Annotated in this window: 19 protein-coding genes, 1 tRNA gene and 1 pseudogene; 13 read left to right on the forward strand and 8 right to left on the reverse strand. The window is 70.5% G+C overall.

Translation table 11 applies throughout. From position 1 onward, the window contains the following. Both B9S58_RS28955 and B9S58_RS28960 read right to left on the reverse strand, forming a co-directional pair. On the reverse strand, positions 1-1,821 hold a 1,821-nt coding region (locus B9S58_RS28955), incomplete at its 3' end, for a nucleic acid/nucleotide deaminase domain-containing protein (RefSeq protein WP_103534946.1). Further along, positions 1,818-2,795: an SMI1/KNR4 family protein gene (locus B9S58_RS28960; RefSeq protein ID WP_103534931.1), complete on the reverse strand. Its 978-nt coding sequence runs from the start codon at positions 2,793-2,795 to the stop codon at positions 1,818-1,820. The genes B9S58_RS28955 and B9S58_RS28960, both read right to left, overlap by 4 nt. Positions 2,796-3,030: 235 nt before the next feature. Here B9S58_RS28960 and B9S58_RS28965 point away from each other — a divergent pair, with 235 nt between their 5' ends. Both B9S58_RS28965 and B9S58_RS28970 read left to right on the forward strand, forming a co-directional pair. Next, positions 3,031-3,555 carry a YwqJ-related putative deaminase gene (locus B9S58_RS28965; RefSeq protein ID WP_103534932.1) on the forward strand — a complete coding sequence of 175 codons (525 nt, stop codon included), beginning with the start codon at positions 3,031-3,033 and terminating at the stop codon, positions 3,553-3,555. Between the two features lie 10 nt (positions 3,556-3,565). Then, complete coding sequence (locus B9S58_RS28970; RefSeq protein ID WP_103534933.1) at positions 3,566-4,084, forward strand: SUKH-3 domain-containing protein; 519 nt, start codon at positions 3,566-3,568, stop codon at positions 4,082-4,084. A 217-nt stretch (positions 4,085-4,301) separates the two neighbouring features. On the opposite strand, the gene B9S58_RS28975 is transcribed toward B9S58_RS28970, so the two are convergent. Further along, entirely contained in the window at positions 4,302-5,630 is a 1,329-nt protein-coding gene (locus B9S58_RS28975) for a sensor histidine kinase (protein ID WP_103534934.1), read from the reverse strand. Positions 5,631-5,786: 156 nt separating this feature from the next. Between B9S58_RS28975 and B9S58_RS28980 the strand changes: the two are divergent. From B9S58_RS28980 to B9S58_RS29005, 7 genes and pseudogenes are all read left to right on the forward strand, one after another. Further along, a pseudogene (locus B9S58_RS28980) lies at positions 5,787-6,672 on the forward strand (hypothetical protein). Beyond that, positions 6,673-6,745, forward strand: a tRNA-Gln gene (locus B9S58_RS38255). It begins immediately after the preceding pseudogene. A 109-nt stretch (positions 6,746-6,854) separates the two neighbouring features. Beyond that, positions 6,855-8,303: a bifunctional UDP-N-acetylglucosamine diphosphorylase/glucosamine-1-phosphate N-acetyltransferase GlmU gene (gene glmU / locus B9S58_RS28985; RefSeq protein WP_103534935.1), complete on the forward strand. Its 1,449-nt coding sequence runs from the start codon at positions 6,855-6,857 to the stop codon at positions 8,301-8,303. Positions 8,304-8,422: 119 nt separating this feature from the next. After that, entirely contained in the window at positions 8,423-9,400 is a 978-nt protein-coding gene (locus B9S58_RS28990; protein ID WP_015609053.1) for a ribose-phosphate diphosphokinase, read from the forward strand. Positions 9,401-9,607: 207 nt separating this feature from the next. Beyond that, the gene (locus B9S58_RS28995) at positions 9,608-10,192 is read left to right on the forward strand and encodes a 50S ribosomal protein L25/general stress protein Ctc (RefSeq protein ID WP_103534936.1); all 585 of its coding nucleotides are present in this window, start codon (positions 9,608-9,610) and stop codon (positions 10,190-10,192) included. Between the two features lie 147 nt (positions 10,193-10,339). Continuing rightward, entirely contained in the window at positions 10,340-10,933 is a 594-nt protein-coding gene (pth, locus tag B9S58_RS29000) for an aminoacyl-tRNA hydrolase (RefSeq protein ID WP_103534937.1), read from the forward strand. 122 nt (positions 10,934-11,055) lie between these two features. Then, positions 11,056-11,526 (forward strand): hypothetical protein, encoded by a 471-nt coding sequence (locus tag B9S58_RS29005; RefSeq protein ID WP_103534938.1) that lies wholly within the window; start codon positions 11,056-11,058, stop codon positions 11,524-11,526. Positions 11,527-11,571: 45 nt separating this feature from the next. On the opposite strand, the gene ppc is transcribed toward B9S58_RS29005, so the two are convergent. Then, the gene (ppc, locus tag B9S58_RS29010; RefSeq protein ID WP_103534939.1) at positions 11,572-14,301 is read right to left on the reverse strand and encodes a phosphoenolpyruvate carboxylase; all 2,730 of its coding nucleotides are present in this window, start codon (positions 14,299-14,301) and stop codon (positions 11,572-11,574) included. Positions 14,302-14,701: 400 nt separating this feature from the next. Here ppc and B9S58_RS29015 point away from each other — a divergent pair, with 400 nt between their 5' ends. From B9S58_RS29015 to B9S58_RS29025, 3 genes are all read left to right on the forward strand, one after another. Further along, positions 14,702-15,697 carry a fatty acid desaturase gene (locus tag B9S58_RS29015; RefSeq protein WP_103534940.1) on the forward strand — a complete coding sequence of 332 codons (996 nt, stop codon included), beginning with the start codon at positions 14,702-14,704 and terminating at the stop codon, positions 15,695-15,697. After that, positions 15,694-16,380, forward strand: coding sequence for a TetR/AcrR family transcriptional regulator (locus B9S58_RS29020; protein WP_103534941.1), 687 nt, complete (start codon positions 15,694-15,696; stop codon positions 16,378-16,380). Before B9S58_RS29015 ends, B9S58_RS29020 begins: the two co-directional genes overlap by 4 nt. A gap of 102 nt (positions 16,381-16,482) precedes the next feature. Next, a complete protein-coding gene (locus B9S58_RS29025) occupies positions 16,483-17,085 on the forward strand; it encodes a Uma2 family endonuclease (protein WP_103534942.1) in 603 nt (200 codons plus the stop codon). Positions 17,086-17,095: 10 nt separating this feature from the next. Here B9S58_RS29025 and B9S58_RS29030 read toward each other — a convergent pair whose 3' ends face one another. Both B9S58_RS29030 and B9S58_RS29035 read right to left on the reverse strand, forming a co-directional pair. After that, a complete protein-coding gene (locus B9S58_RS29030; protein ID WP_103534943.1) occupies positions 17,096-17,473 on the reverse strand; it encodes a VOC family protein in 378 nt (125 codons plus the stop codon). Beyond that, positions 17,473-18,282: a trans-aconitate 2-methyltransferase gene (locus B9S58_RS29035; RefSeq protein WP_103534944.1), complete on the reverse strand. Its 810-nt coding sequence runs from the start codon at positions 18,280-18,282 to the stop codon at positions 17,473-17,475. The genes B9S58_RS29030 and B9S58_RS29035 overlap by 1 nt, the downstream gene beginning before the upstream one ends. 88 nt (positions 18,283-18,370) lie before the next feature. On the opposite strand from B9S58_RS29035, the gene B9S58_RS29040 reads away from it, so the two are divergent. Continuing rightward, the gene (locus tag B9S58_RS29040; RefSeq protein ID WP_007455190.1) at positions 18,371-18,865 is read left to right on the forward strand and encodes a MarR family winged helix-turn-helix transcriptional regulator; all 495 of its coding nucleotides are present in this window, start codon (positions 18,371-18,373) and stop codon (positions 18,863-18,865) included. Here the strand turns inward: B9S58_RS29040 and B9S58_RS29045 are convergent. Both B9S58_RS29045 and B9S58_RS29050 read right to left on the reverse strand, forming a co-directional pair. Continuing rightward, positions 18,824-19,597: a response regulator transcription factor gene (locus B9S58_RS29045; protein ID WP_103534945.1), complete on the reverse strand. Its 774-nt coding sequence runs from the start codon at positions 19,595-19,597 to the stop codon at positions 18,824-18,826. The two genes, B9S58_RS29040 and B9S58_RS29045, sit on opposite strands and share 42 nt — an antisense overlap. A gap of 413 nt (positions 19,598-20,010) precedes the next feature. Then, positions 20,011-21,402, reverse strand: coding sequence for an IS1380 family transposase (locus B9S58_RS29050; protein WP_103531556.1), 1,392 nt, complete (start codon positions 21,400-21,402; stop codon positions 20,011-20,013). Positions 21,403-21,524 lie beyond the last annotated feature (122 nt).

A 21,524-nucleotide genomic window follows, 5' to 3' on the forward strand; every position in this document is an offset into this window, starting at 1 on the left:
CTCGCCCTGGTGCGTCAGCAGATGCTGCATACCCTGCTGTCGGCTGGCGTGATCCGTGCCGTACGGGGCGACGCTGGTGATCCGCACCTGCGGCCAGGTCTCCCGGATCATCCGGGCGCAGTACCCGCCCGGCAGCTCACAGGACGCCAGCTCGGTATGCAGCTCGATGACCTGCTGCGGCGGCACGTTCATCGCCCGCAGCTCGTGCAGCATCTGCCACTCGGGATGCGGGGTGCCCGGCGCCGAGCGGCGGATCAGCTGCTGCTCGCTGCCGTCCGGCGCCCGGAACCGCAGCACGGCCTGATAACCCGGGCCCACGGTCGGCTGGCCGGCGGGCTGCTGCGGATAGCCGTACGCCGGGGGCGGCGGGGTGTGCGGACCGGGCGGCGGCCCAGGAGGACCCGGCGGCTGCGGTCCGGCGGACGGGGCCCCGCCCAGCGAAGCACCCGGAGTCCCGGGCGGACCGGGCGGACCGACCTGCCCCGGACCCGCGAACATCGTCTCCGCCTGGTGCACCCCACCGCCCGGAGGCGGCGTGGCACCCGGCGGCGGCCCCGGCGGACCAGGAGGCTGCGGCGCACCGGGCGCACCGGGCGGACCCGGCGGCCTGGGCGCACCCGCGACGCCCGCACCGATGCTGCTCCCATCGGCGAGCATCGTCGCGGCATGGTGCATCCCACCACCCGGCGGCGGCGTGGAACCGGGCGGCGGACCGGGAGGAGCAGGAGGTCCGGGGGGCGGTGTGGAACCCGGCGGCCCCGGAGGCGGAGTGGCGCCGGGCGCACCGTGCGGGCCGAGTTGGGAAACGAGCTGCGTCGGGACGTACCCACCCGCCGGGGCACCGGGCGTACCCGGGCCCGAAGGCGGCGGCGTCGCTCCCGGAGGCATACCGGGAACCCCCGGCGCACCGGGCGGCGGCGGAGTCGACGAACCGCCGCCACGCGCCCCGCGCGGCGGCACCACAGCCTTGCTCGTGGCCGCGTCCGCGATATCACCGGCCCCGCCCTGCGCACCCCGTTCCGGCCGGAGAGCAGGCGACACCTGCGTACGCGGCAGCTGACTGCCCCCGGACATCAGCGCGGTGGGCGCCTCCGCCGGAACCACCGGCGGCGGAGTCTCCTCGTCGTCCGTCCCCGACAGCGGCGGCGCGAACACCGTCGCGGGCAGCGGTACGGCCCCGTCGTCGGAGTCGGAGTTGGTGTCCGTACCCGCCCACGGAGTCGCCCCGGCGGGCACACCCTCGGAAGCCGTGGGCTCGTAGGCGTCACCACCGCCGGCGGCGGGCCACGACGCGGCGGAACCCCCGGCAGGAGCGGGAGCGGAAGGCGGCGGCGCGTCCACGACAGCGGAAGAAGCGGGCTCGGGCACAGAAACGGCATCGGCATCGGGCCCACCGGACGCGGATGCGGACACCTCCTGCGACTCCTGCCGCTCCACACGATGATCCGGAATCCCCAGCTTGTCCGCCGCCTCCTGGAGCCACTCCGGCGGAGTCAACAGGAACGACGTCTGATTCAGATCCACCCGCCGCGGCGGCTCCGGAGCGGCGGCCGGAGCACCGTACTCCTCCTCGTACCGCCGGATCACCTCACCCACCGGCAACCCCGGCCACAACGTCGCCTCACCACTGTCCCGGGCGATCACCAGCCGCTGACGGCCCCCGTCCGAGACGGGCCCCTCCGGCCGGTCCTCGGCCCACACCACGAACCCCAGCTCGAACTCACGAACCCGCACCTCACGGTGCTGATACGCGGGCACGTCACCGTTGGCCCACTCGTCCGCCCGCTCCTGCGCCTGCGCGAAAGTCACCACCGCGCTCACCCCTCCACCGGGACGGCACGCGCGAAGCCGCCGTCCACCATCAGGTTCGCCACAGTCTCCAGCTCCGGCGGATTCCCCGCCAGCCGCTGAAGGAAGGCGTCGAAGTCCGCGCCACAGGGCAGCAGCAGCCGCTCCACACGCTCCTGGACACTCCAGCCGTCCTGATCCCGGGCATCGTCGTACGGACAGAACCACACCGAACCAAGATCCTGACCGCGCACCTTCACGGCGAGAATCCCGCCCTGGACGAACGCGACACCCAGGAAATCCTTCGTGAAGTGGTCCCGCAGGCACTTGTTCACGTACACCAGGTCGTTCACCGCGGCCTCATCACGCACCGTGAAGAACGGCTGGTCCACCAGCATCCCCAGCTCCGCGTCCAGCGCAGCACCCACCGGGGCCGCACCACCCGCCGCCTTCAGGAACGAGCGGTACGCACCGGGCAACCGGTAGCCGAGATCCTCCTCGACACCCTGCACCTGCTGCTCACTCACCGCACCCGCACCCTTCGGCAGCCGGAAATGCGCCGGACGGGTCTCCTGCAACGGGCGGGTGCCCCGCCGGTTCTGATCCACGTCCGTACCCGCCAGACCGCCGTGATGACGCAGCAGCGCCTTCACCTCGACCGGCACCAGCTCCATCCGCCGGCCACCCGGCACGTGGTGCCACGTCCAGCCGTGCGGGGTCGCCACCGCGGGAATCGTGTCCCACAGGTCGTGCCCGCTCGCCGCCATCGCCGCGTTCGCCGACACGTAATCGGTGAGGCGCAGCTCGTCGATACCGAAGCCCGGAGGCGGATCGGCGATCTCGGCCACGGCACGCGCGTACGGCGAAAGAACCGGGCGGCCGCTCCCGTCCATCCGCACCCCTCCAGGGTGACGGGACGCCCGGACCGGGTCCGGGAAGTTCACGACCTGCCCGGCGTAGGCGGCGTTCGGTGGCGCGGCTTGCTGCCCGGGCCGACCTGTCCTCATGGCTGATGCCCCCTGCTGCGTCCGGTGTTCCGCACAGCCTAAGCGGTGGGGCACCAGGGGATCCCGCCCCGCCGGATCCGTCACGAACGGTCACATTCCCGTGACGGTGAGGCGACGGTCTCGCACCTTCGGGCGACACGCAGACACCTTTCCCCGACCCAGCTTCCCCACCACCTGGCACATTTGGCAGGCTGTCCCCGCAACTCGGGGGATTGCAGGGAGGGACGTCAGCACGATGCATTCCGCACAAACCGCCACATCAGGGGATCCGCGACTCAGCTGGAGCAGCACCGAGACCAGCCGTACACCCCGACTGATCCACCGCCGCGACGGGATTCTCCCCGCCGTGGCCGCCGCCCTGTCCGTACGCGGCGAAACACTCACCTGCACCGCGGGCAAGGGGGACCAGCCACCGGTGCTGCACCCACTCGTCCAGGACTTCCTCGACACCCTCACCAGCGGCCAGCGCGAACGCTTCACCGGCCGCTGCCCCGAAGCCATACTGCTCTCCCGCCAACTCACCGCCGCCGAGAGCGGGCGCTCCAAACGCGCCCAGCGAAAACCCCTCACCAACGGAGAAGCCCGCCGCGCGCTCAAACACTCCCGGCTCACCGCCCGCCGCATCCGCGAGGACGGCGACCCCCTCCACGGCAGCTACGCACCACCCTGCCGATCCTGCTCGGCACTCCTGTCCCACTTCGGCGTACGCCCCGTCGACCTGACCTCCACCGGCGCCGCCACCACCGCCGAGAAGGGCTGACCGCCCACCGATGCACGACCACCAGCGGCACACCTCCACCCGCTTCCCCGTCGCCGTCGACGCCGCCCTCCGCGAAGCGGGCTGGCAGCCCGGCCGCTGGGACATCCGCCAGGCGGAGGAATGGGCCGACGCACTGCGCTCCCACGCCTCCCCGGCCGGCCACCAGCACGCCGTCTTCCCTGCCGCGGTCGAGGCCTGGGCCGAATTCGGCGGCCTCCACGTCACCGCCTCCGCGCCCGGCCGGCACATCGCACCCGCCGCGGTACGCATCGACCCGCTCAGCGGACTCCACCTGGCCCGGACCCTCGGGGACCTCGGCCGCGCCCTGGAGACGGAGGTCAGCCCGCTCGGGGCGGAGGGCGAGGAGCAGGCGGTCCTGGCGATCGACACGGAGGGCCGGGTGTACAGCATCGACCACACGGGCGACTGGTTCCTCGGCCAGGACATCGACGAAGCGCTGGCGACCCTGGTCACCGGCACGCAACCGGCACGCCTGACCTCGGCCCCATCCAGCCCGTCCGGCACCTGAAGACGGAACCGTCGCACCCATCCGGCCCGTCCGGCGCTTGAGGACGGAACCGTCGCTCGGGACGAACGGACACCATCGCTTCCCGGACACGAACAGGGTGCCGCTCCCCACCGCCAGGGTTCCGTCCTCAAACGCCGGACAGGCTTGAACGACGTCCTCAAACGCCGGGCAGGCCGACATGGGCGGCCACAGGCGGACGGGCCGAGATCGCCGGCCCTCAGGCGCAGGCGCCCGAACCGTCCGGAAGCACCGCCGAGACCCGGAAGCCCCCCGCGTCCGTCGGACCGGACACGAACACACCCCCCAGCCCCAGCACCCGCTCCCGCATCCCCACCAGCCCGTTCCCCCCGCTCGGCAGCCCCGCATCCGCCGCCGCCGCGTCCGAAGGACCGTTCTCCACCTGCATCGCGACCTCGGCCTCCCGATGCGCGAGCCGCACCCACGTCTTCGCACCCGCCGCGTGCTTGTGCACGTTCGTCAGCGCCTCCTGCACCACCCGGAACGCCGTCTGCTCGACCTCCGGCGGATACGGCCGCGCCTCACCGTCCACCGACAGCTCGACGGTCATCCCCGCCTGCCGCGACTGCGCCACCAACGCGTCCAGCTCATGCAGCCGCGGCCCGTCCTCCGAGGCGACGGTGGCAGCGGCCGCGACAGCCGCCTGCCTCACCGACGCCAACGGAACCGCCCCCGCGGCGGCCGGCGCCGTCAGCGCCTCCCCGGTCCGCAGCACCCCGAGCATCTCCCGCAGCTCCGCCAGCGCCTGCCGGCCCATGTCCCCGACCAGCGCCGCGTTCCGCACCGCCTTCGCCGGATCCTTCGGCGCGACAGCCTGGAGGGCGGCGGCGTGGACCACCATCAGGCTCACCCGGTGGGCGACCACATCGTGCATCTCCCGGGCGATCCGGGTCCGCTCCTCCGTACGCGCCCACTCGGCCCGCTCCTCGGCCCGGTCCGCGAGCAGCGACAGCTCCCGCTCCAGCGAGTCGGCCCGCTCCCGCAGGCTCTCCATCAGACGCCGCCTGGCCCCTATGTAGAGACCGAACAGCACGGACGGAGCCGTGAGCCCCACCGCCATGAAGACGGACATCAGCGGGACGTACCAGTCCCCCGGCCCGAAGTCGGCCTGCTCGGCCACGCTCTGCCGCAGCCGCACCCAGGTGACGATGAACGTCCCCACCAGCGCCATCCCCGCCAACACGACGGTGATCCGGCGCGGCACCTCGGACGCCGCCAGCGTGTAGAGACCCACCAGGGCCATCAGGAAGCCCATCTCGGCGGGCGTCATCGCGATCGTCACGAGCACCACGGCGATCGGCCACCGCCGACGCACCAGCAGCACCGAACCCGCCAACAGCCCGAACACCACGCCCACCGGCACCGGCACCCCGGTGTTCCGGGCGAACTCCACCCCCTCCAGGCCACACTCCAGCGCCGATACCAGCGCCAGTCCCACGTCCAGGGCGACACTGCGTCGCCGCTCCCACCACCAGTAGCCGCGGGTGGTCGATCCCGCCGCCTCCCGGTCTGCCCCCGTTGCGGTCATGGCATCCAGCCTACGGGCGGACGCATCCCAATTTCCGGTGACCGGCAACAGCACGTTCCGCATTCGAACAAGCACGAAACACATGCCGATCGCCCGAAATGGCGAATCGACCGCGCTTTCGACCCGGACGTTCGGATTCCGGACGACGATCACCGTATGACGGAAACCACAAGCAAGTACGCCGACTTCGAGGGCCTACGCGAGCGGGCGGTGGCGCTGCGGCGGGAGGGGCTCAGCGTGCGCCAGATCAGGGACCGGCTGAAGGTCTTCAACAACGACATGCTCCACCGTCTCCTCCAGGGCGAGCCCGCCCCCGAGTGGACGAAGCGCCCGAACGCCAAGGACGACGTACGGGCGCAGGCCCGTGAGCTGCGGCTCCAAGGCCTGACCTACGACCAGATCCAGGTGGAGCTGGGGTGCTCGAAGAGTTCGATCTCCCTGTGGGTACGGGATCTGCCGAAGCCGAAGCCCCGCTTCACGGAAGAGGAGCGCCTTGCCCGCATGCAGGCCGGCCTGACTGCTCTGCGCGCAAGCCAGGAACAGGAGCGACAGGAAACCAAGCGTGTCGCGCGCGAGTCGATGGGCGACCTCTCCGACCGAGAACTGTTCATCTCCGGCGTCACCCTTCTACTGGGCTGAGGGCATGAAGGACAAGCCGTACAGCCGCCGGGAAAGCCTGCTCTTCATCAACAGCGACCCCAACGTGATCAAGCTCTACCTGCGCTGGCTCGACCTGCTCGGCGTCGAACGCGAGCGCCTGCACGTTCGCGTCAGCATTCACGAGACGGCAAATGTCACCGAGGCCGAGAGCTTCTGGTCGGAGCTCACAGGGGTGCCCCACAGCGACTTCATGAAGGCAACGCTCAAGAAGCACACCCCGAAGACCAACCGCAAGAACACCGGCGAGGCTTACCGCGGCTGCCTCGTCATCTACGTGACCAAGAGCGCCGAGCTCTATCGTCGCGTAGAAGGCGCTTGGTACGGCATAGTGTTGGGTGCCGATCCGGCGAACCGACACTATGTCCGGTTTGGTCGGAATTGATCCCCCATGGTGTAATCAGGCAGCACTGCGGTTTTTGGTACCGTCTGTTCAGGTTCAAATCCTGATGGGGGAGCTCCGGCCTGCGGGCCCCGACCACACCGGTCGGGGCCCGCCCCCGTTTCGCGCGGAATCACCCCCGGTATCCTGCGGATGACCACCACCCGAAGCCGAAGGGCACATCCGTGAGCGCAACCAGCCCGGCAGCCGTCGTCGTCCTCGCAGCGGGTGAGGGCACCCGCATGAAGTCGAAGACCCCCAAGGTCCTGCACGAGATCTCCGGGCGCTCGCTCGTCGGACATGTCGTCGCCGCCTCCCGTGAGCTGGACCCCCAGCACCTCGTCGTGGTCGTCGGCCACGCCGCCGAGCAGGTCACCGCGCACCTGAACGCCGGCGACGGCCCCGTGCGCACCGCCTTCCAGGCCGAGCAGAACGGCACCGGGCACGCCGTCCGCATGGGGCTCGAAGAGCTCGGCGGGGCCGTCGAGGGCACCGTGATCGTCGTCTGCGGCGACACCCCGCTGCTGTCCGGCGAGACGCTCGGCGCGCTCACCGCCACCCACTCCACCGACGCCAACGCGGTCACCGTGCTGAGCGCCGAGGTCCCGGACTCCACCGGCTACGGGCGCATCGTGCGCGACCCCGCCACCGGTGCGGTCACCGAGATCGTCGAGCACAAGGACGCCACCGACGCGCAGCGGGCGATCCGGGAGATCAACTCCGGGGTGTTCGCGTTCGACGGGCGGCTGCTGGCCGACGCGCTGGGCAAGGTGCGTACGGACAACAGCCAGGGCGAGGAGTACCTCACCGACGTGCTCTCCATCCTGCGCGAGGCCGGGCACCGGGTCGGGGCGTCCGTGGCGGGCGATCACCGCGAGATCCTCGGCATCAACAACCGGCTCCAGCTGGCCGAGGCACGCCGGCTGCTGAACGAGCGGCTGCTGGAGCGGGCGATGCTCGCGGGGGTGACCGTGGTGGACCCGGCGTCCACGCTGATCGACGCGACGGTGACGTACGAGCGCGATGCGCTCGTGCATCCGGGGACCCAGCTGCTGGGAACCACGCACCTCGCGGAGGACAGTGAGGTGGGGCCGAACTCGCGGATCGAGGACACCGTCGTCGGGGCCGGGGCCCGGGTGGACAACTCCGTGACGGACTCGGCCGAGGTCGGGGCGGGGGCGCTGGTCGGCCCGTTCGCCTATCTGCGGCCGGGGACGCGGCTGGGGACGAAGGCCAAGGCCGGTTCCTACGTGGAGATGAAGAACGCGACGATCGGGGAAGGGACGAAGGTCCCGCATCTGAGTTACGTCGGTGACGCGACGATCGGCGATCACACCAACATCGGTGCGGCGAGCGTCTTCGTGAACTACGACGGTGTGGCCAAGCACCACACGACGATCGGCTCTCACTGCCGTACCGGTTCGGACAATATGTTTGTGGCGCCCGTCACGGTCGGGGACGGGGTCTACACCGCCGCCGGGTCGGTCATCACGAAGGACGTGCCCGCCGGTTCGCTGGCCGTGGCGCGGGGCCAGCAGCGGAATATCGAGGGTTGGGTGGCCCGGAAGCGGCCGGGCAGCGCCGCCGCGCAGGCCGCTCAGGCGTCGTCGCAGGAGACCGACGGGCAAAGCTGACCGGAAACAGGTGCGCCGGTGACGGCGTACCGTGATAGATGCTCACCCATTTCGGCTGGCTCGTTGCACATCGGGACCTATGCGTGCAGCGCCAGATACACGTCTGAGGAGACTGTGCTGTGACCGGGATCAAGACGACCGGCGAGAAGAAACTGATGCTCTTCTCCGGCCGCGCCCACCCCGAGCTTGCCGAGGAGGTCGCCCATCAGCTGGGAGTCGGCCTCGTGCCGACGAAGGCCTTCGATTTCGCCAACGGTGAGATCTACGTGCGCTTCCAGGAGTCGGCACGTGGCGCGGACTGCTTCCTGATCCAGAGCCACACGGCTCCGATCAACAAGTGGATCATGGAGCAGCTGATCATGCTGGACGCGCTGAAGCGCGCTTCGGCCCGCTCCATCACGGTGATCGTGCCGTTCTACGGGTACGCCCGCCAGGACAAGAAGCACCGTGGCCGTGAGCCGATCTCGGCGCGCATGGTGGCGGACCTGATGGCGACGGCGGGTGCGGACCGGATCCTCACCGTCGATCTGCACACGGACCAGATCCAGGGCTTCTTCGACGGCCCGGTGGACCACCTGTTCGCGCTGCCGATCCTGGCGGACTACGTGGGTGCGAAGGTCGACCGTTCGAAGCTGACGATCGTGTCGCCGGACGCGGGCCGGGTCCGGGTCGCCGACCGTTGGTGCGACCGGCTGGACGCGCCGCTGGCGATCGTGCACAAGCGGCGTGACAAGGACGTGCCGAACCAGGTCTCCGTCCACGAGGTCGTGGGTAACGTCGAGGGCCGGGTCTGTGTGCTGGTCGACGACATGATCGACACCGGTGGCACGATCTGTGCCGCGGCGGACGCGCTGTTCGCGCACGGTGCGGAGGACGTCATCGTGACGGCGACGCACGGTGTGCTGTCGGGTCCGGCGGCGGACCGGCTGAAGAATTCGAAGGTGAGCGAGTTCGTGTTCACGGACACGCTGCCGACGCCGGGTGAGCTGGAGCTGGACAAGATCACGGTGCTGTCGATCGCGCCGACGATCGCGCGTGCGGTGCGTGAGGTGTTCGAGGACGGTTCGGTGACGAGCCTCTTCGAGGAACAGGGCTGACAGTGGTGCTGATCGCCCTCTGGTGATCCACTTTGGGGTGCGGCCTCCCCGCCGGGTAGACTCAGCGAGTTGCTCGGCGAGGGAGGCCGTACCTGTGGGTACGGCGGTCCGTTATCGACGCGCTCTTCGTAGCAGGCCTGTCGTGGGCCGGGTGACCGTTCGTGTTCCGTCTCCCGACGGCTCACCCATCTGACGAGGAGTGCAACCATGGCTGAGATCAAGCTCGCCACCGAGGTCCGTACCGAGTTCGGCAAGGGCGCTGCCCGCCGTATCCGTCGTGCCAACCAGGTTCCCGGCGTCGTCTACGGCCACGGTGCCGAGCCGGTCCACGTCGCGCTGCCGGGTCACGACCTGCTGCTGGCGCTGCGTACGGCCAACGTGCTGATCGGTCTGGAGATCGACGGCAAGGACGCGCTGGTGATCCCGAAGGCCGTGCAGCGTCACCCCCTCAAGGGCACCATCGAGCACGTCGACCTGCTGACCGTGAAGCGCGGCGAGAAGGTCGAGGTCGAGATCGCGGTGCACGCCGAGGGCGACCTGGCGCCGGGTGCGAACCTGCTGGAGTTCGTGCTGAACACGCTGCTCGTCGAGGCCGAGGCCACCCACATCCCCGAGTCCGTGACGGTCTCCGTCGCGGGTCTGGACGCCGGTGACTCGATCCAGGCCAAGGACATCACGCTGCCGAAGGGCTCCGTGCTCGCCGGTGACGAGGACGCCATCGTGATCCAGGTCGTCGCCGCGCAGGCGGAGGAGCCGGCCGCGGGCGAGGCCGCCGAGAGCACCGAGGCCTGAGCCTCACCGCTCGCCGTTCCACCTGCTTGACCGACGGGGTGGTGGTTTCCTTTCGGGGGAGCCGCCGCCCCGTTTGCCTGTGCCGTAGCCCTGATCCGTAGTCCTGAGCCGTATGCCGTAAGCCGTATGTGAGGAGACCGAGCGCTGATGTCCGACGCCACCGACCCCTGGCTCATCGTGGGCCTGGGCAATCCCGGTCCCGACTACGCGGCGAACCGGCACAATGTCGGGTTCATGGTCGTCGATCTGCTGGCCGAGCGGATCGGCGGGAAGTTCAAGCGGGCGCAGAAGGCGCAGGCGCAGGTCGTGGAGGGGCGGATCGGCCCGCCGGGTCCGGCGAGCCGCCGGGTGGTCCTGGTGAAGCCGATGTCGTACATGAACCTGTCGGGGGGGCCGGTGACGGCGCTGCGGGACTTCTACAAGGTGCCGACGGATCATGTGGTGGCGGTGCATGACGAGCTGGATGTCGATTACGGGATGCTGCGGCTGAAGCTGGGTGGCGGGGACAACGGGCACAACGGGCTGAAGTCGATGACGAAGTCGATGGGTCCGGACTATCACCGGGTGCGGTTCGGGATCGGGCGGCCGCCGGGGCGGATGCAGGTCGCGGATTTCGTGTTGAAGGACTTCTCGTCGACCGAGCGCAAGGAGCTGGCGTTCCTGGTGGACCGGTCGGCGGATGCGGTGGAGTGTCTGCTGGCGGAGGGGCTGGAGCGGGCGCAGAGCGCGTACAACTCCTGAGGGCCGTGCCCGGGTCTCCGCGTTCCTCCGCCGTGTACGACTCCTGACATTTCTGGTGCTGGTGGGGCGTTTTTCGGCCACGGGTTGACCAGGGGTGCGGGTCTGGCCAAGGATCGGCCCCCATGAAGCGGAGCTCTTCCCACCGTGCGGCGGTCGCGGGCCGTCGGGCGGCCATGGGGCTGGTCGCCCTGGTGCTGCTGGTCGCGGGTGCGTGGTCGTCGTGGGACACCGCGCACCACATCGTTCTGGCCAAGGGCCGTGACCACGGCACGGTGACGGTGACGGGGTGCGGCGAGGAGACGTGCACCGGTTCGTACGAGCCGGACGCGGTGTCGCGGGAGCGCCCGCGGGTGACCGTGGGCCGGTCGGTCGCGGCGCGGGAGGGGGATCGTTTCCCCGTGGTGGTGAAGCCCGGTACCGATGCGGTGGTCCGCACGGGGTTGCCGGGCTTTCTGCATGCCTGGGTGCCGTTGGGCGGGGCGATGGTGCTGGCCGCGTTCGTGATCGGCGGCGGGCTGCGGTTGGCGCGGACGGCGTGGGGTGTCGGTACGGCGGGGGCGGTCCTGCTGGTGGCGACGTTCGTCGCGCTGTAGCGGGACCGCCCCGGCCGGTCTTGGCCGTCTGCGTCCGTCGTGCGGTCAGCCGGTGTTGCGCAGGCCTGCCGCGACGCCGTTGACGGTGAGCAGCAGGGCGCGGGCGAGCAGCGGGTCGGGCTCTTCGCCGCGGGTCGCGGCCTGGCGCTGGCGGGCGAGCAGGGAGACCTGGAGGTAGGAGATCGGGTCCAGGTAGGCGTCGCGGATGGAGAACGTCTGCTGGAGCGCCGGGCTGGTGCCGAGCAGTTCGGTGGAGCCGGTGGCCTTGAGGACTTCCCTGACGGTCAGCGCGTGCTCGGCCTCGATGGCGTCGAAGACGTGCTTCAGCTCGTCGGGGACGAGCGTGTCGACGTAGTGCCGGGCGATGCGCAGGTCGGTCTTGGCGAGCGTCATCTCCACGTTGGAGAGGAAGTTCCGGAAGAAGTGCCAGTGTTCGTGCATCTCGTCGAGGACGGTGTCGAGTCCGGCTTCGCGCAGGGCCTTGAGGCCGGAGCCGACGCCGTACCAGCCGGGGACGATCTGGCGGGACTGGGTCCAGCCGAACACCCATGGGATGGCGCGCAGGCCGTCGAGTGAGACGCCGGAGCCGGGGCGGCGGGAGGGCCGTGAGCCCAGGTGCAGGTCGGCGAGCTGGTCCACCGGGGTGGAAGCGAGGAAGTACGCCGGGAGGTCGGGGTCCTGGACGAGCTTGCGGTAGGCGTCGTGGGCGGCGTCGGAGACGGTGTCCATGGCCGCGTCCCAGCGGGCGAGTGATTCGTCGGACTGGCGGGGCGCGGTGTGCAGGGCGGAGGCCTGGAGGGTGGCGGCGACGGTCAGTTCGAGGTTCTCGCGGGCGAGGGCGGGGATGAGGTACTTGTCGGAGATGACCTCGCCCTGCTCGGTCACCTTGATCTCGCCTTCCAGGGTTCCCCAGGGCTGGGCGAGGATCGCGTCGTGGGAGGGGCCGCCGCCGCGGCCGACGGTGCCGCCGCGGCCGTGGAAGAGGCGCAGGCGTACGCCGTAGCGGTGGGCGACGTCGCGGAGGCGTCGCTGGGCGCGGTGGATCTCCCACTGGGAGGTGGTGATGCCGCCGAACTTGGAGGAGTCGCTGTAGCCGAGCATGACCTCCTGGACGTCGCCGCGGAGCGAGACGAGGCGGCGGTAGGAGGGGTCGGCGAGCATCTCGTCGAGGATGACGTCGGCGGCCTTGAGCTCGTCGGTGGTCTCCAGGAGCGGGACGATGCCGATCTTGGCCCAGCCGGCGTGGAGGTCGACGAGTCCGGCCTCGCGGGCGAGGACGGCGGCGGCGAAGACGTCGTCGGCGCCCTGGCACATCGAGATGATGTAGGACTCGATGACTTCGGGGCCGAAGCGTTCGAAGGCCTGCTTGATGGTGTGGAAGACGCCGAGGGTCTTCTCGCCGGCGGCGTCGAGGGGGGCCGGGGTGGGGGCGAGGGGCCGGCGGGAGCGGAGTTCCTTGGCGAGGAGCTTCTGCCGGTAGTCGCGGGGCATGTCGGCGTAGCGCCAGGATTCCTCGCCGAGCCGGTCGAAGAGCTGGCCGAGGGCGTGGTGGTGGGCGTCGGCGTGTTCGCGTACGTCCATGGTGGCGAGCTGGAGGCCGAAGGCGGCCAGGGTGCGGATGGTGCGGTCCATCCGGCCGTCGGCGAAGAGGCCGCCCTTGTGCGCGCGCAGGGAGGTCTGGATGAGCTCCAGGTCGGTGATGAGTTCGGCGGTGCCGAGGTAATCGCAGCCGGGGCGGTGGGGGGTGCCTTCGGCGAGGCGCTCGCGGGTGTTGACGAGCTTCTGCCGGATGCAGGTGGCCTTGAGGCGGTAGGGCTCCTCGGCGTTGAGCCGCTTGTAGCGGGGGCTGATGCCGGGGAGGCGTTCCAGGTCGGCCTGGAGGGAGGTGAGGAGTTCCTCGGTGGCTCCGGCGTAGCGGATGGAGTTGGAGAGGAGGCCGCGGAGGTGGTCGATCATCTCCAGGGCGTCGGTGATGCCGTGTTCGTGCTGGAGGATCAGGACGTCCCAGGTGACGGCGGGCGTCACGTTGGGGTTGCCGTCGCGGTCGCCGCCGATCCAGGTGCCGAAGGTGAGGGGGCGGGTGCCGGCGGGGAGTTCGACGCCGACGCGCTCCAGTTCGGCGGCGAGGTCCTCCAGGACGTCGCCCACCGCGTTGGCGTGGAGCTCGTCGAGGTAGTAGATGGCGTTGCGGGCCTCGTCGGCGGGCTCCGGGCGGACGACGCGGAGTTCGTCGGTCTGCCAGATGAGGTCGATGTTCTCGGCGAGGCGGAGGTCGAGGCGGCGGCGGTCGGCCTCGATGACCGGGGTTTCCAGGAGGGCCGCGATGCGGCGCAGCTTGTTGAGGACCGAGCGGCGGGCGGCCTCGGTGGGGTGTGCGGTGAAGACGGGGCGGACGTTGAGGTTCTTGACCGTTTCGCGCAAGTGCTCGGGGTCGGCGTCCTTGAGGCGGTCGGCGGTGCGGGCCAGCAGGCCGCCCTCGGCGGAGCGGCGGTCTCGCATCTCGTGGGCGCGGTGGACCTGCTCGGTGACGTTGGCGAGGTGGAAGTAGGTGGAGAAGGCGCGCACGAGCTGTGCGGCGGTCTCCAGGTCCGTGTCGCCGAGGAGCTCGGCGGCGGCCTCGCCGTCGGTGCGGGTCAGGGCGCGGACCCGCTCGACGAGGTCGAGGAGTTCTTGGCCCTCCTGGCGTACGAGGGTCTCGCCGAGGAGGTCGCCGAGGCGGCGGATGTCGGCGCGCAGCGCGGGGCTGGCGGCAGGGGTCTGGTCGGCACTGCTCACAGTGTGCGGCTCCTTGCAGTGAATGAGGAGGTGCGTTCGCTTCGCCGTCCCCACGTGGGTGGTGGTGGGGCGGGTGGCGGGGTCCGGGGCCCTGCGGCTGGCAGCGGTGCTGTCGCCACGCCCCGACGAGCGGGTGCGGACCGCGCTGTCCGACGCTCTCAGGATAGGTGTCGTCGCAGGCGGCGTGTCGGTTGCCCCGGCGGGGGTCGCGGTCGCCGCCCGGGACACCCGGGCCTCTACCTGCCTACCCCGTGGGCGGGCGGGCTACCGCGTGGGACGGGTTGGAGCGGCCTCTCGTGTTGTGGGGCCCGTCACTGCCATACTTACCAAGCCGTAGGTTACGGAACCGTAGCCACGGTCGTCCTGGTACTGCTCTCTCACCCTCCGAGGTGTCCCCCTTATGCCGAGCACTCCCCATGCTCCCCGTGTGATCGACGAGACCGTGCCGCCCGGTGCCGCCGGGGCTTCGCTGCCCCCCGCCACGCTGGGCGGCGACAAGAAGCGGTCGGTCGAGCAGTTCGCGTTGCTGGCGTTCATCGTGGTGCCGTTCGTGGCTCTGGTCGCGGCGGTGCCGCTGGCGTGGGGCTGGGGGGTGAGCTGGCTGGACGTGGGTCTGCTGGTGGCGATGTACTTCATCGGCTGCCACGGGATCACGATCGGTTTCCACCGCTATTTCACGCATGGTTCGTTCAGGGCGAAGCGGCCGTTGCGGATCGCGCTGGCCGTGGCGGGTTCGCTGGCGGTGGAGGGGCCGCTGGTGCGGTGGGTGGCCGATCACCGCAAGCATCACCGGTTCTCGGACGCGGAGGGCGATCCGCATTCGCCGTGGCGGTTCGGGGAGAGCCTGCCGGCCCTGATGAAGGGGTTGTGGTGGGCGCACATCGCATGGATGTTCGATGAGGAGCGGACGCCTCAGCAGAATTACGCACCCGATCTGATCAAGGACCCGGCGATCCGGGGGATCTCACGCCACTTCCTCTCCTTCACGATCGTCTCGCTGGCGGTTCCGCCGCTGGTCGGCGGCCTGGTGACGATGTCGTGGTGGGGTGCGGCGACGGCGTTCTTCTGGGGTTCGCTGGTGCGGGTGGCGCTGCTGCACCATGTGACGTGGTCGATCAACTCGATCTGTCACGCGGTGGGCAAGCGGCCCTTCAAGTCCCGTGACCGGTCGGGGAACGTGTGGTGGCTGGCGGTGCTGTCGTGCGGCGAGTCGTGGCACAACCTGCACCACGCGGACCCGACGAGCGCCCGGCACGGTGTGATGCGGGGGCAGATCGACTCCAGCGCCCGGCTGATCCGCTGGTTCGAGAAGCTGGGCTGGGCCACGGATGTGCGGTGGCCCGATGCCGCGCGTATCGACTCCCGGCGCACGTCCGTACCGGCCGAGGCGGCATGATTGACGACGTGGCGACCGACGGCAGCACGAGCAGCGAGAAGAGCAGGCCTTCGCCCTCCCGCCGGGCCCGGCGGGTCCGGATGACGGGCAAGGAGCGCCGCGAGCAACTGCTGGACATCGGGCGTGCGCTGTTCGCCGACAAGGGCTTCGAGGGCACGTCGGTGGAGGAGATCGCGGCGCGTGCCGGGGTGTCCAAGCCGGTGGTGTACGAGCACTTCGGCGGCAAGGAGGGCCTGTACGCCGTGGTGGTCGACCGCGAGATGCGTCAGCTGCTGGACATGGTGACGGGGGCGTTGACGGCGGGCCACCCGCGCGAGCTGCTGGAGCAGGCGGCGTTCGCGCTGCTGGACTACATCGAGTCGTACACGGACGGTTTCCGGATCCTGGTGCGGGATTCGCCGGTGGCGCAGTCGACGGGGACGTTCGCGTCGCTGATCAGCGACATCGCCACGCAGGTGGAGGACATCCTGGGCCTGGAGTTCAAGGCCCGGGGTTTTGATCCGAAGCTGGCCCCGCTGTACGCGCAGGCGCTGGTGGGGATGGTGGCGCTGACGGGCCAGTGGTGGCTGGACGTGCGCAAGCCGGAGAAGGCGGAGGTCGCCGCCCATCTGGTGAATCTGTGCTGGCACGGGCTGGAGAACCTGGAGGCGAGGCCGCGGCTGATAGGGCACCGGAAGAACTGATCGTGTCACCCTTCCCTTGTTCGTCACCCGTTGTGATGACGGGTGCGGATTTCCCGCCGTAGGGTGGTCGGGAGGGCAGAGGATTCGTCCATGGGAGGAACCATGACCGCCGAGCCGACCACCGCGCACAGCTCCCGCTGGCCGGTGCCCCCGCAGGACGGATACACCGTGGACGATCTGTTCACGCTGCCCGATCTCCCGCCGCACACAGAGCTGATCGACGGGAGCCTGGTTTTCGTGAGTCCGCAGCGAGACTTTCACAGCACGATGATCGATCTGCTGGTGACGGGACTGCGCAGTACGGCACCGCCGGAGGTGAAGGTCCGCCGTGAGATGACCGTGGTGCTGGACCGGCGCAATGGCCCCGAGCCGGACATCTCCGTCGTTCGGGCCGAGGCCATCACCGGACTGGACGTGACCCGGTATCAGGCCGCCGACGTCCTCCTCGCCGTAGAAGTCGTCTCCCCCGACTCCGAGGCCCGCGACCGCGAGGCCAAGCCGCACAAGTACGCGACGGCGGGGATCCCGCACTTCTGGCTCGTCGAGATGACCGGCACCGACCAGCACCCGGTCGTACGGGTCTACGAGCTGGACCCGGTGACGAAAGCGTACGCGCTGACCGGGATCCACCACGACCGGCTGAAGACGGGTGTGCCGTTCCCGGTGGACATCGACATCTCGGCGGACGCGCTCAAGGAGCTGTAGGGCCTGTCGGTCACGCGTCCGGTTCCAGGAACTCCAGCCGGTTGCCGACCGGGTCGTGGGCGTAGAAGCGGCGGTGGCCGGGGAGGGCCCCGTCCCACTCGACGTCGACGCCGTGGGTCTCCAGGCGGGCGGCGTACTCCACGATCCCCGTCACGCGCAGGCCCGGGTGGGCTTTCTTCGCGGGGCGGAAGTCCTCCTCCACGCCCAGGTGGAGCTGGACCGGGCCGGAGGTGAACCAGCAGCCGCCGCAGGCGGCGAGCACGGGGGGTTTCGGGGTCTCGGTCATGCCCAGGGCGTCGGCGTAGAAGGCGCGCAGGGCGTCCTCGGAGCCGGGCGGGGCGGCGAGCTGTACGTGGTCGACGGCGGCGAGACCGGCAGCGGCGGGCATCACTTCTCCTTGCGGGCGACGGCGAAGATGCGGCGGAACGGGAAGACCGTGCCGTACGGGCCGGGCGGGTAGGCCTCGCGGAGCAGGTCGCGGTATTCGGTGGTGAACGCGTCGCGGGCCTCGGGGTCGTCGGCGAGGGCGGTGAGGACGGGGCGCAGGGCGGTGCCCTTGACCCAGTCGAGGACCGCGTCGTCGCCGTGGAGGGTCTGGAGGTAGGTGGTCTCCCAGACGTCGGCCGTGCAGCCGAGGTCCCGGAGGCGGGTGAGGTAGTCGGTGGGTTCCAGGGCGGCGGCGGTGCGGTCGCCGATGCCGTGGAGCAGGGGGCGCCAGCGGTCGGATGCGCGGAGGCCGGCCAGGAGGGTGTGGCTGGGGGCGGTGAAGTTGCCGGGGATCTGGAAGGCGAGGGTTCCGCCGGGTGCGAGGGCGTCGAGCCAGCGGGGGAAGTGTCCGGCGTGGCCGGGGATCCACTGGAGTGCGGAGGTGGAGACGATCAGGCCGTACGTCTGGGTGGGGTCCCAGGTCACGGCGTCGGCCTCGGCGAAGTCGAGCAGGGGCGGCCGGGCGTGGGCGGCGGCTTCGGCGAGCATCTCGCGCGAGGTGTCGTAGCCGGTGATCCGGGCGTTCGGCCAGCGGTCCGCGAGGAGGGCGGTGACGTTTCCCGCGCCGCAGCCGAGGTCGGCGATGCGGGGTGCGGGGTGGCCGGGCAGGTCACCGATGCGGGCCAGGAGGTCGTGGAAGGGGCGGGTCCGGTGGTCCGCGTGACGCAGGTACTGCTGCGGGTCCCAGGCGGGCCGGTCAGGTGCGGTCATGGGAACAGGATCACGCCAAGAATCTCTTGATGTCAAGACACTTGAATTCAAGAGACTTCACATCGAGGGACCCTCTACACTGATCGACATGGAGGACGAGGTCGACCGACTGGTCGCTGCATGGCGCCGAGAGCGCCCCGACCTCGACGTGGAACCACTCGAGGTGCTCAGTCGCGTCTCCCGCCTGGCACGCCACCTCGACCGGGCCCGCCGCATAGCCTTCTCCGAGCACAACCTGGAGCCGTGGGAGTTCGACGTGCTGACGTCGCTGCGCCGGGCCGGCGCCCCGTACCAGCTCTCCCCCGGACAGCTACTCACCCAGACCCTGGTCACCTCGGGCACGATGACCAACCGCATCGACCGCCTGACCAAGAAGAACCTCGTCGAGCGGCTGCCCGACCCGAGCGACCGGCGCGGCGTCCTCGTCCGGCTCACGGCCGAGGGGCGCGACAAGGCCGACCAGTCGCTGGCCGGGCTGCTCGACCAGGAGCGGGCCATCCTCGGTGAGCTTTCCCGCCAACAGCGGGGCGAACTGGCCGGGCTACTGCGCCAGTTGACCGCCCCGTTCGACAACATCCCCTAGAGAGTGCTCGGCGGGGCCGACCCCCGCCCGACGGGCCAGCGCCACCGCGGCCAGCGTCGAGTGCACACCGAGCTTGCCCAGCACGTTCTGCATATGGGTGCGGACCGTGTGCGGGGACAGGAACAGCCGCTCGGCGACCGCCTTGCGGCCGAGTCCCGCCACCATGCAGCGCAGCACCTCGCACTCCCGGGGCGTCAGCGACTCCACCAGCCGCTCACTCTCGGTGCGGTGCTTGCGGGCGGCGGTCAGCTCCCGCAGTACGCCGGTGAGCAGGGCGGGCGGCAGATGCGTCTCGTCGCGCAGCACGCCCCGCACCACCGACAGCAGCCGTTGCAGCGAGCAGTCCTTGGCCACCCAGCCCGAGGCGCCCGCCTGGAGTGCCCGGGCCGCGGCCCTCGGGTCGTCCTTCTCGGCGAGCACCACCGACCGCACGTCGGGCCGGTTCGAGCGGACCCCGGCGACCAGCGAGATGCCGTCGACGACGCCCCCCTCCTCCGGCCGGGGCACGGGTACGGCGTGCGCACCGCCGGTCGTCAGGGCGCCCAACTCAGCGTCCACCAGCAGCACGTCGTAACCGCGCCCCTCGGTGGCCGCGCGCTCCAGAGCGCGCAGCGCGGCCGGGCCGCTGCCCGCGGCGGAGACGTCCACGTCCGGTTCGGCCGCGAGGGCCGCCGCGAGCGACTCGGCGAAGATGCGGTGGTCGTCGACCACCAGAACCCGGATACGCGTCACAGAACCCCCATCGGTGGGGGCGGACAGCTGCGGGTACGGCGCCCGAAGGCCTCTGTGCGGCCCGCCGCGCTCCGGCCGCCGCCGTCGCACCGCCTGCCGCACTGCCCCGGGCGCCGTACCCGGCTCTCTCGCTCCCCTGAATCGGCACCGGCCCCCACCGGTGCTGAGCATCAGCGTACGGGCGGTGGCCACAGGGGGAAGGCGATTCACCGAACTGGTTGCCGGTGGGTCTTAGGGGGTGGGTCTTAGCCTTGATCCACCGAAGTGGTTTGAGTGTGATCTTCTGATCGGTTTCTGGGCCGGTTCGGGTCGGTGGCTGGGTATGGGCAGGTTGTATCCGCTGGTTTGCCCAGCTTTTCCACGGTGTGGTTCCGGTCGGGCCCTTGCGGGCGGGTGGACGGGGGCTGTTCGTGTCAGCCGGGTGGCCCGTGGGCGGTGTCGAGCAGGTGTGTCCAGGCGTGCTGCCAGGGCCAGTTGCGTGGCAGGTGCAGGGTGATGCGCCGTGCTGAGCGGGCGATCCGGGCCGGAACGTGGACGAGGTGGGTGCGGATCGTGGTGGTGGTGGCCCTGGCGTGGAACGTGGAGGCCAGCGCGCCGGCGGCCCGCAGCAGGTTGTAGGTCATCGCCCACAGCGTGAGCCAGGCGGCGTTGGCGTTGAAGTTTCCGGACGGAAGGTGGGCCAGAGCCCCGGCTTTGCTGTCGGCGATGACCTGCTCGATGACGGCGTGGTGACGGTGTTCCTGCTCGGCCTGGAGCGTCGGGGCGGGCTGGTCGGTGAAGAACGGGTGGTAGCGCCAGACGGGAAACAACTCGCCCTGTTCGCCCACAACGGCGGGTTTGGCCAGGTCACGGACCCGGCGCACGATCAGCCGGGCGGTGACCCGTTCGCTCTTCTTGCGGCCGGTGAACGCGGTGTAGGCGGGTATCTCGGCGACTTCGGCGTTGGAGATGAGTTCGCCGGTCTCCGGGTCGGGCACCGCGGTGGGGTAGGTGATCTGCTGCCATGCCCCGTCGGGAATGCCCAGGACGGCCCGTTTGATGGAGGGGTTCATCCCGCAGGTGATCGAAAAGCGGGCTCCGGCCCGGCGGCAGGCGGCGATCACCCCGCCGTTGTAGAACTGCGAGTCCGCTCGCAGGATCCGGGTGCCGGTGCAGCCCGCCTCGGCGGCGGTGGCGAGTGCCTCGCTGACGAATTTCGGGGCTCCACGGGAATCGGCTGCCTTGCCGCGGCGCATCCGTACTGCGGCGATCACCGGGCGCGACTGTGGGGTGCAGATCGTGGCGAGCAGGGGGTGCATGGTGCGGATGCCCTTGAACCGGCCGTACTCGGCGCCCTGCTTGGCCCGGCCGTAGACCCGTTTGTGGGTGGAGTCGACGTCGATGAACGCCGTCGTGCCGGAGCCGGGCAGCAGGGGGGTGTGGGCGGCCAGACCGGCGAGGAACCTGCGGTGGACGGCGTGGAGTTGGAGTGCGTGGCCGTGGGTGAACGCGCGGAGGAACGTGCCCAGCGTGGACGGCGCGCGGATCCCCCGGAACAGGGCCGGCATCGCACCGTGCCGCAGCACGTGGAGGTCGTCGATACTGTCCGCCCCCGCCGCCATGCCGGCCACGATGCTGCTGACCTTGGCACCCGCCGCGGCCCCCGCGCCGTTCGCTGTCCCGGTCAGCCTCACCTTCTGGGCCACCAGACGCGAAAGACCACACCGCTCGGCCAGCCGCATCACCGGAACCAGCCCGGCCAGCGCGACCAGATTCGGATCATCGAACGCAGCGGAGACCGCCGCCGGCGTATGGGAAACTTGCATCTCGGAAGTGCCTTGCCGATCGTGCGTGCTGGAAGCCTGAAGAACTCCCATCATCACAGGTCACAAGGCACTTCCTCGTTTCCGGAAGAGTCATCCACAGACATCACGTCGGTGGATCAAGG

Source organism: Streptomyces sp. SM11 (assembly GCF_002910905.1).
GTDB lineage: Bacteria > Actinomycetota > Actinomycetes > Streptomycetales > Streptomycetaceae > Streptomyces.

Bases quoted from the DNA above. Each gene is read 5' to 3' on its own strand.
- B9S58_RS28995 (WP_103534936.1), top strand. From the start codon at position 9,608: ATGGCTGAGATCAAGCTCGCCACCGAGGTCCGTACCGAGTTCGGCAAG.
- B9S58_RS29040 (WP_007455190.1), top strand. From the start codon at position 18,371: ATGGAGGACGAGGTCGACCGACTGGTCGCTGCATGGCGCCGAGAGCGC.
- B9S58_RS29015 (WP_103534940.1), top strand. From the start codon at position 14,702: ATGCCGAGCACTCCCCATGCTCCCCGTGTGATCGACGAGACCGTGCCG.
- B9S58_RS28975 (WP_103534934.1), bottom strand. From the start codon at position 5,630: ATGACCGCAACGGGGGCAGACCGGGAGGCGGCGGGATCGACCACCCGC.
- B9S58_RS29005 (WP_103534938.1), top strand. From the start codon at position 11,056: ATGAAGCGGAGCTCTTCCCACCGTGCGGCGGTCGCGGGCCGTCGGGCG.
- B9S58_RS29020 (WP_103534941.1), top strand. From the start codon at position 15,694: ATGATTGACGACGTGGCGACCGACGGCAGCACGAGCAGCGAGAAGAGC.
- B9S58_RS29030 (WP_103534943.1), bottom strand. From the start codon at position 17,473: ATGCCCGCCGCTGCCGGTCTCGCCGCCGTCGACCACGTACAGCTCGCC.
- B9S58_RS28970 (WP_103534933.1), top strand. From the start codon at position 3,566: ATGCACGACCACCAGCGGCACACCTCCACCCGCTTCCCCGTCGCCGTC.
- pth (WP_103534937.1), top strand. From the start codon at position 10,340: ATGTCCGACGCCACCGACCCCTGGCTCATCGTGGGCCTGGGCAATCCC.
- B9S58_RS29035 (WP_103534944.1), bottom strand. From the start codon at position 18,282: ATGACCGCACCTGACCGGCCCGCCTGGGACCCGCAGCAGTACCTGCGT.
- B9S58_RS29050 (WP_103531556.1), bottom strand. From the start codon at position 21,402: ATGCAAGTTTCCCATACGCCGGCGGCGGTCTCCGCTGCGTTCGATGAT.
- B9S58_RS29025 (WP_103534942.1), top strand. From the start codon at position 16,483: ATGACCGCCGAGCCGACCACCGCGCACAGCTCCCGCTGGCCGGTGCCC.
- B9S58_RS28960 (WP_103534931.1), bottom strand. From the start codon at position 2,795: ATGAGGACAGGTCGGCCCGGGCAGCAAGCCGCGCCACCGAACGCCGCC.
- B9S58_RS28965 (WP_103534932.1), top strand. From the start codon at position 3,031: ATGCATTCCGCACAAACCGCCACATCAGGGGATCCGCGACTCAGCTGG.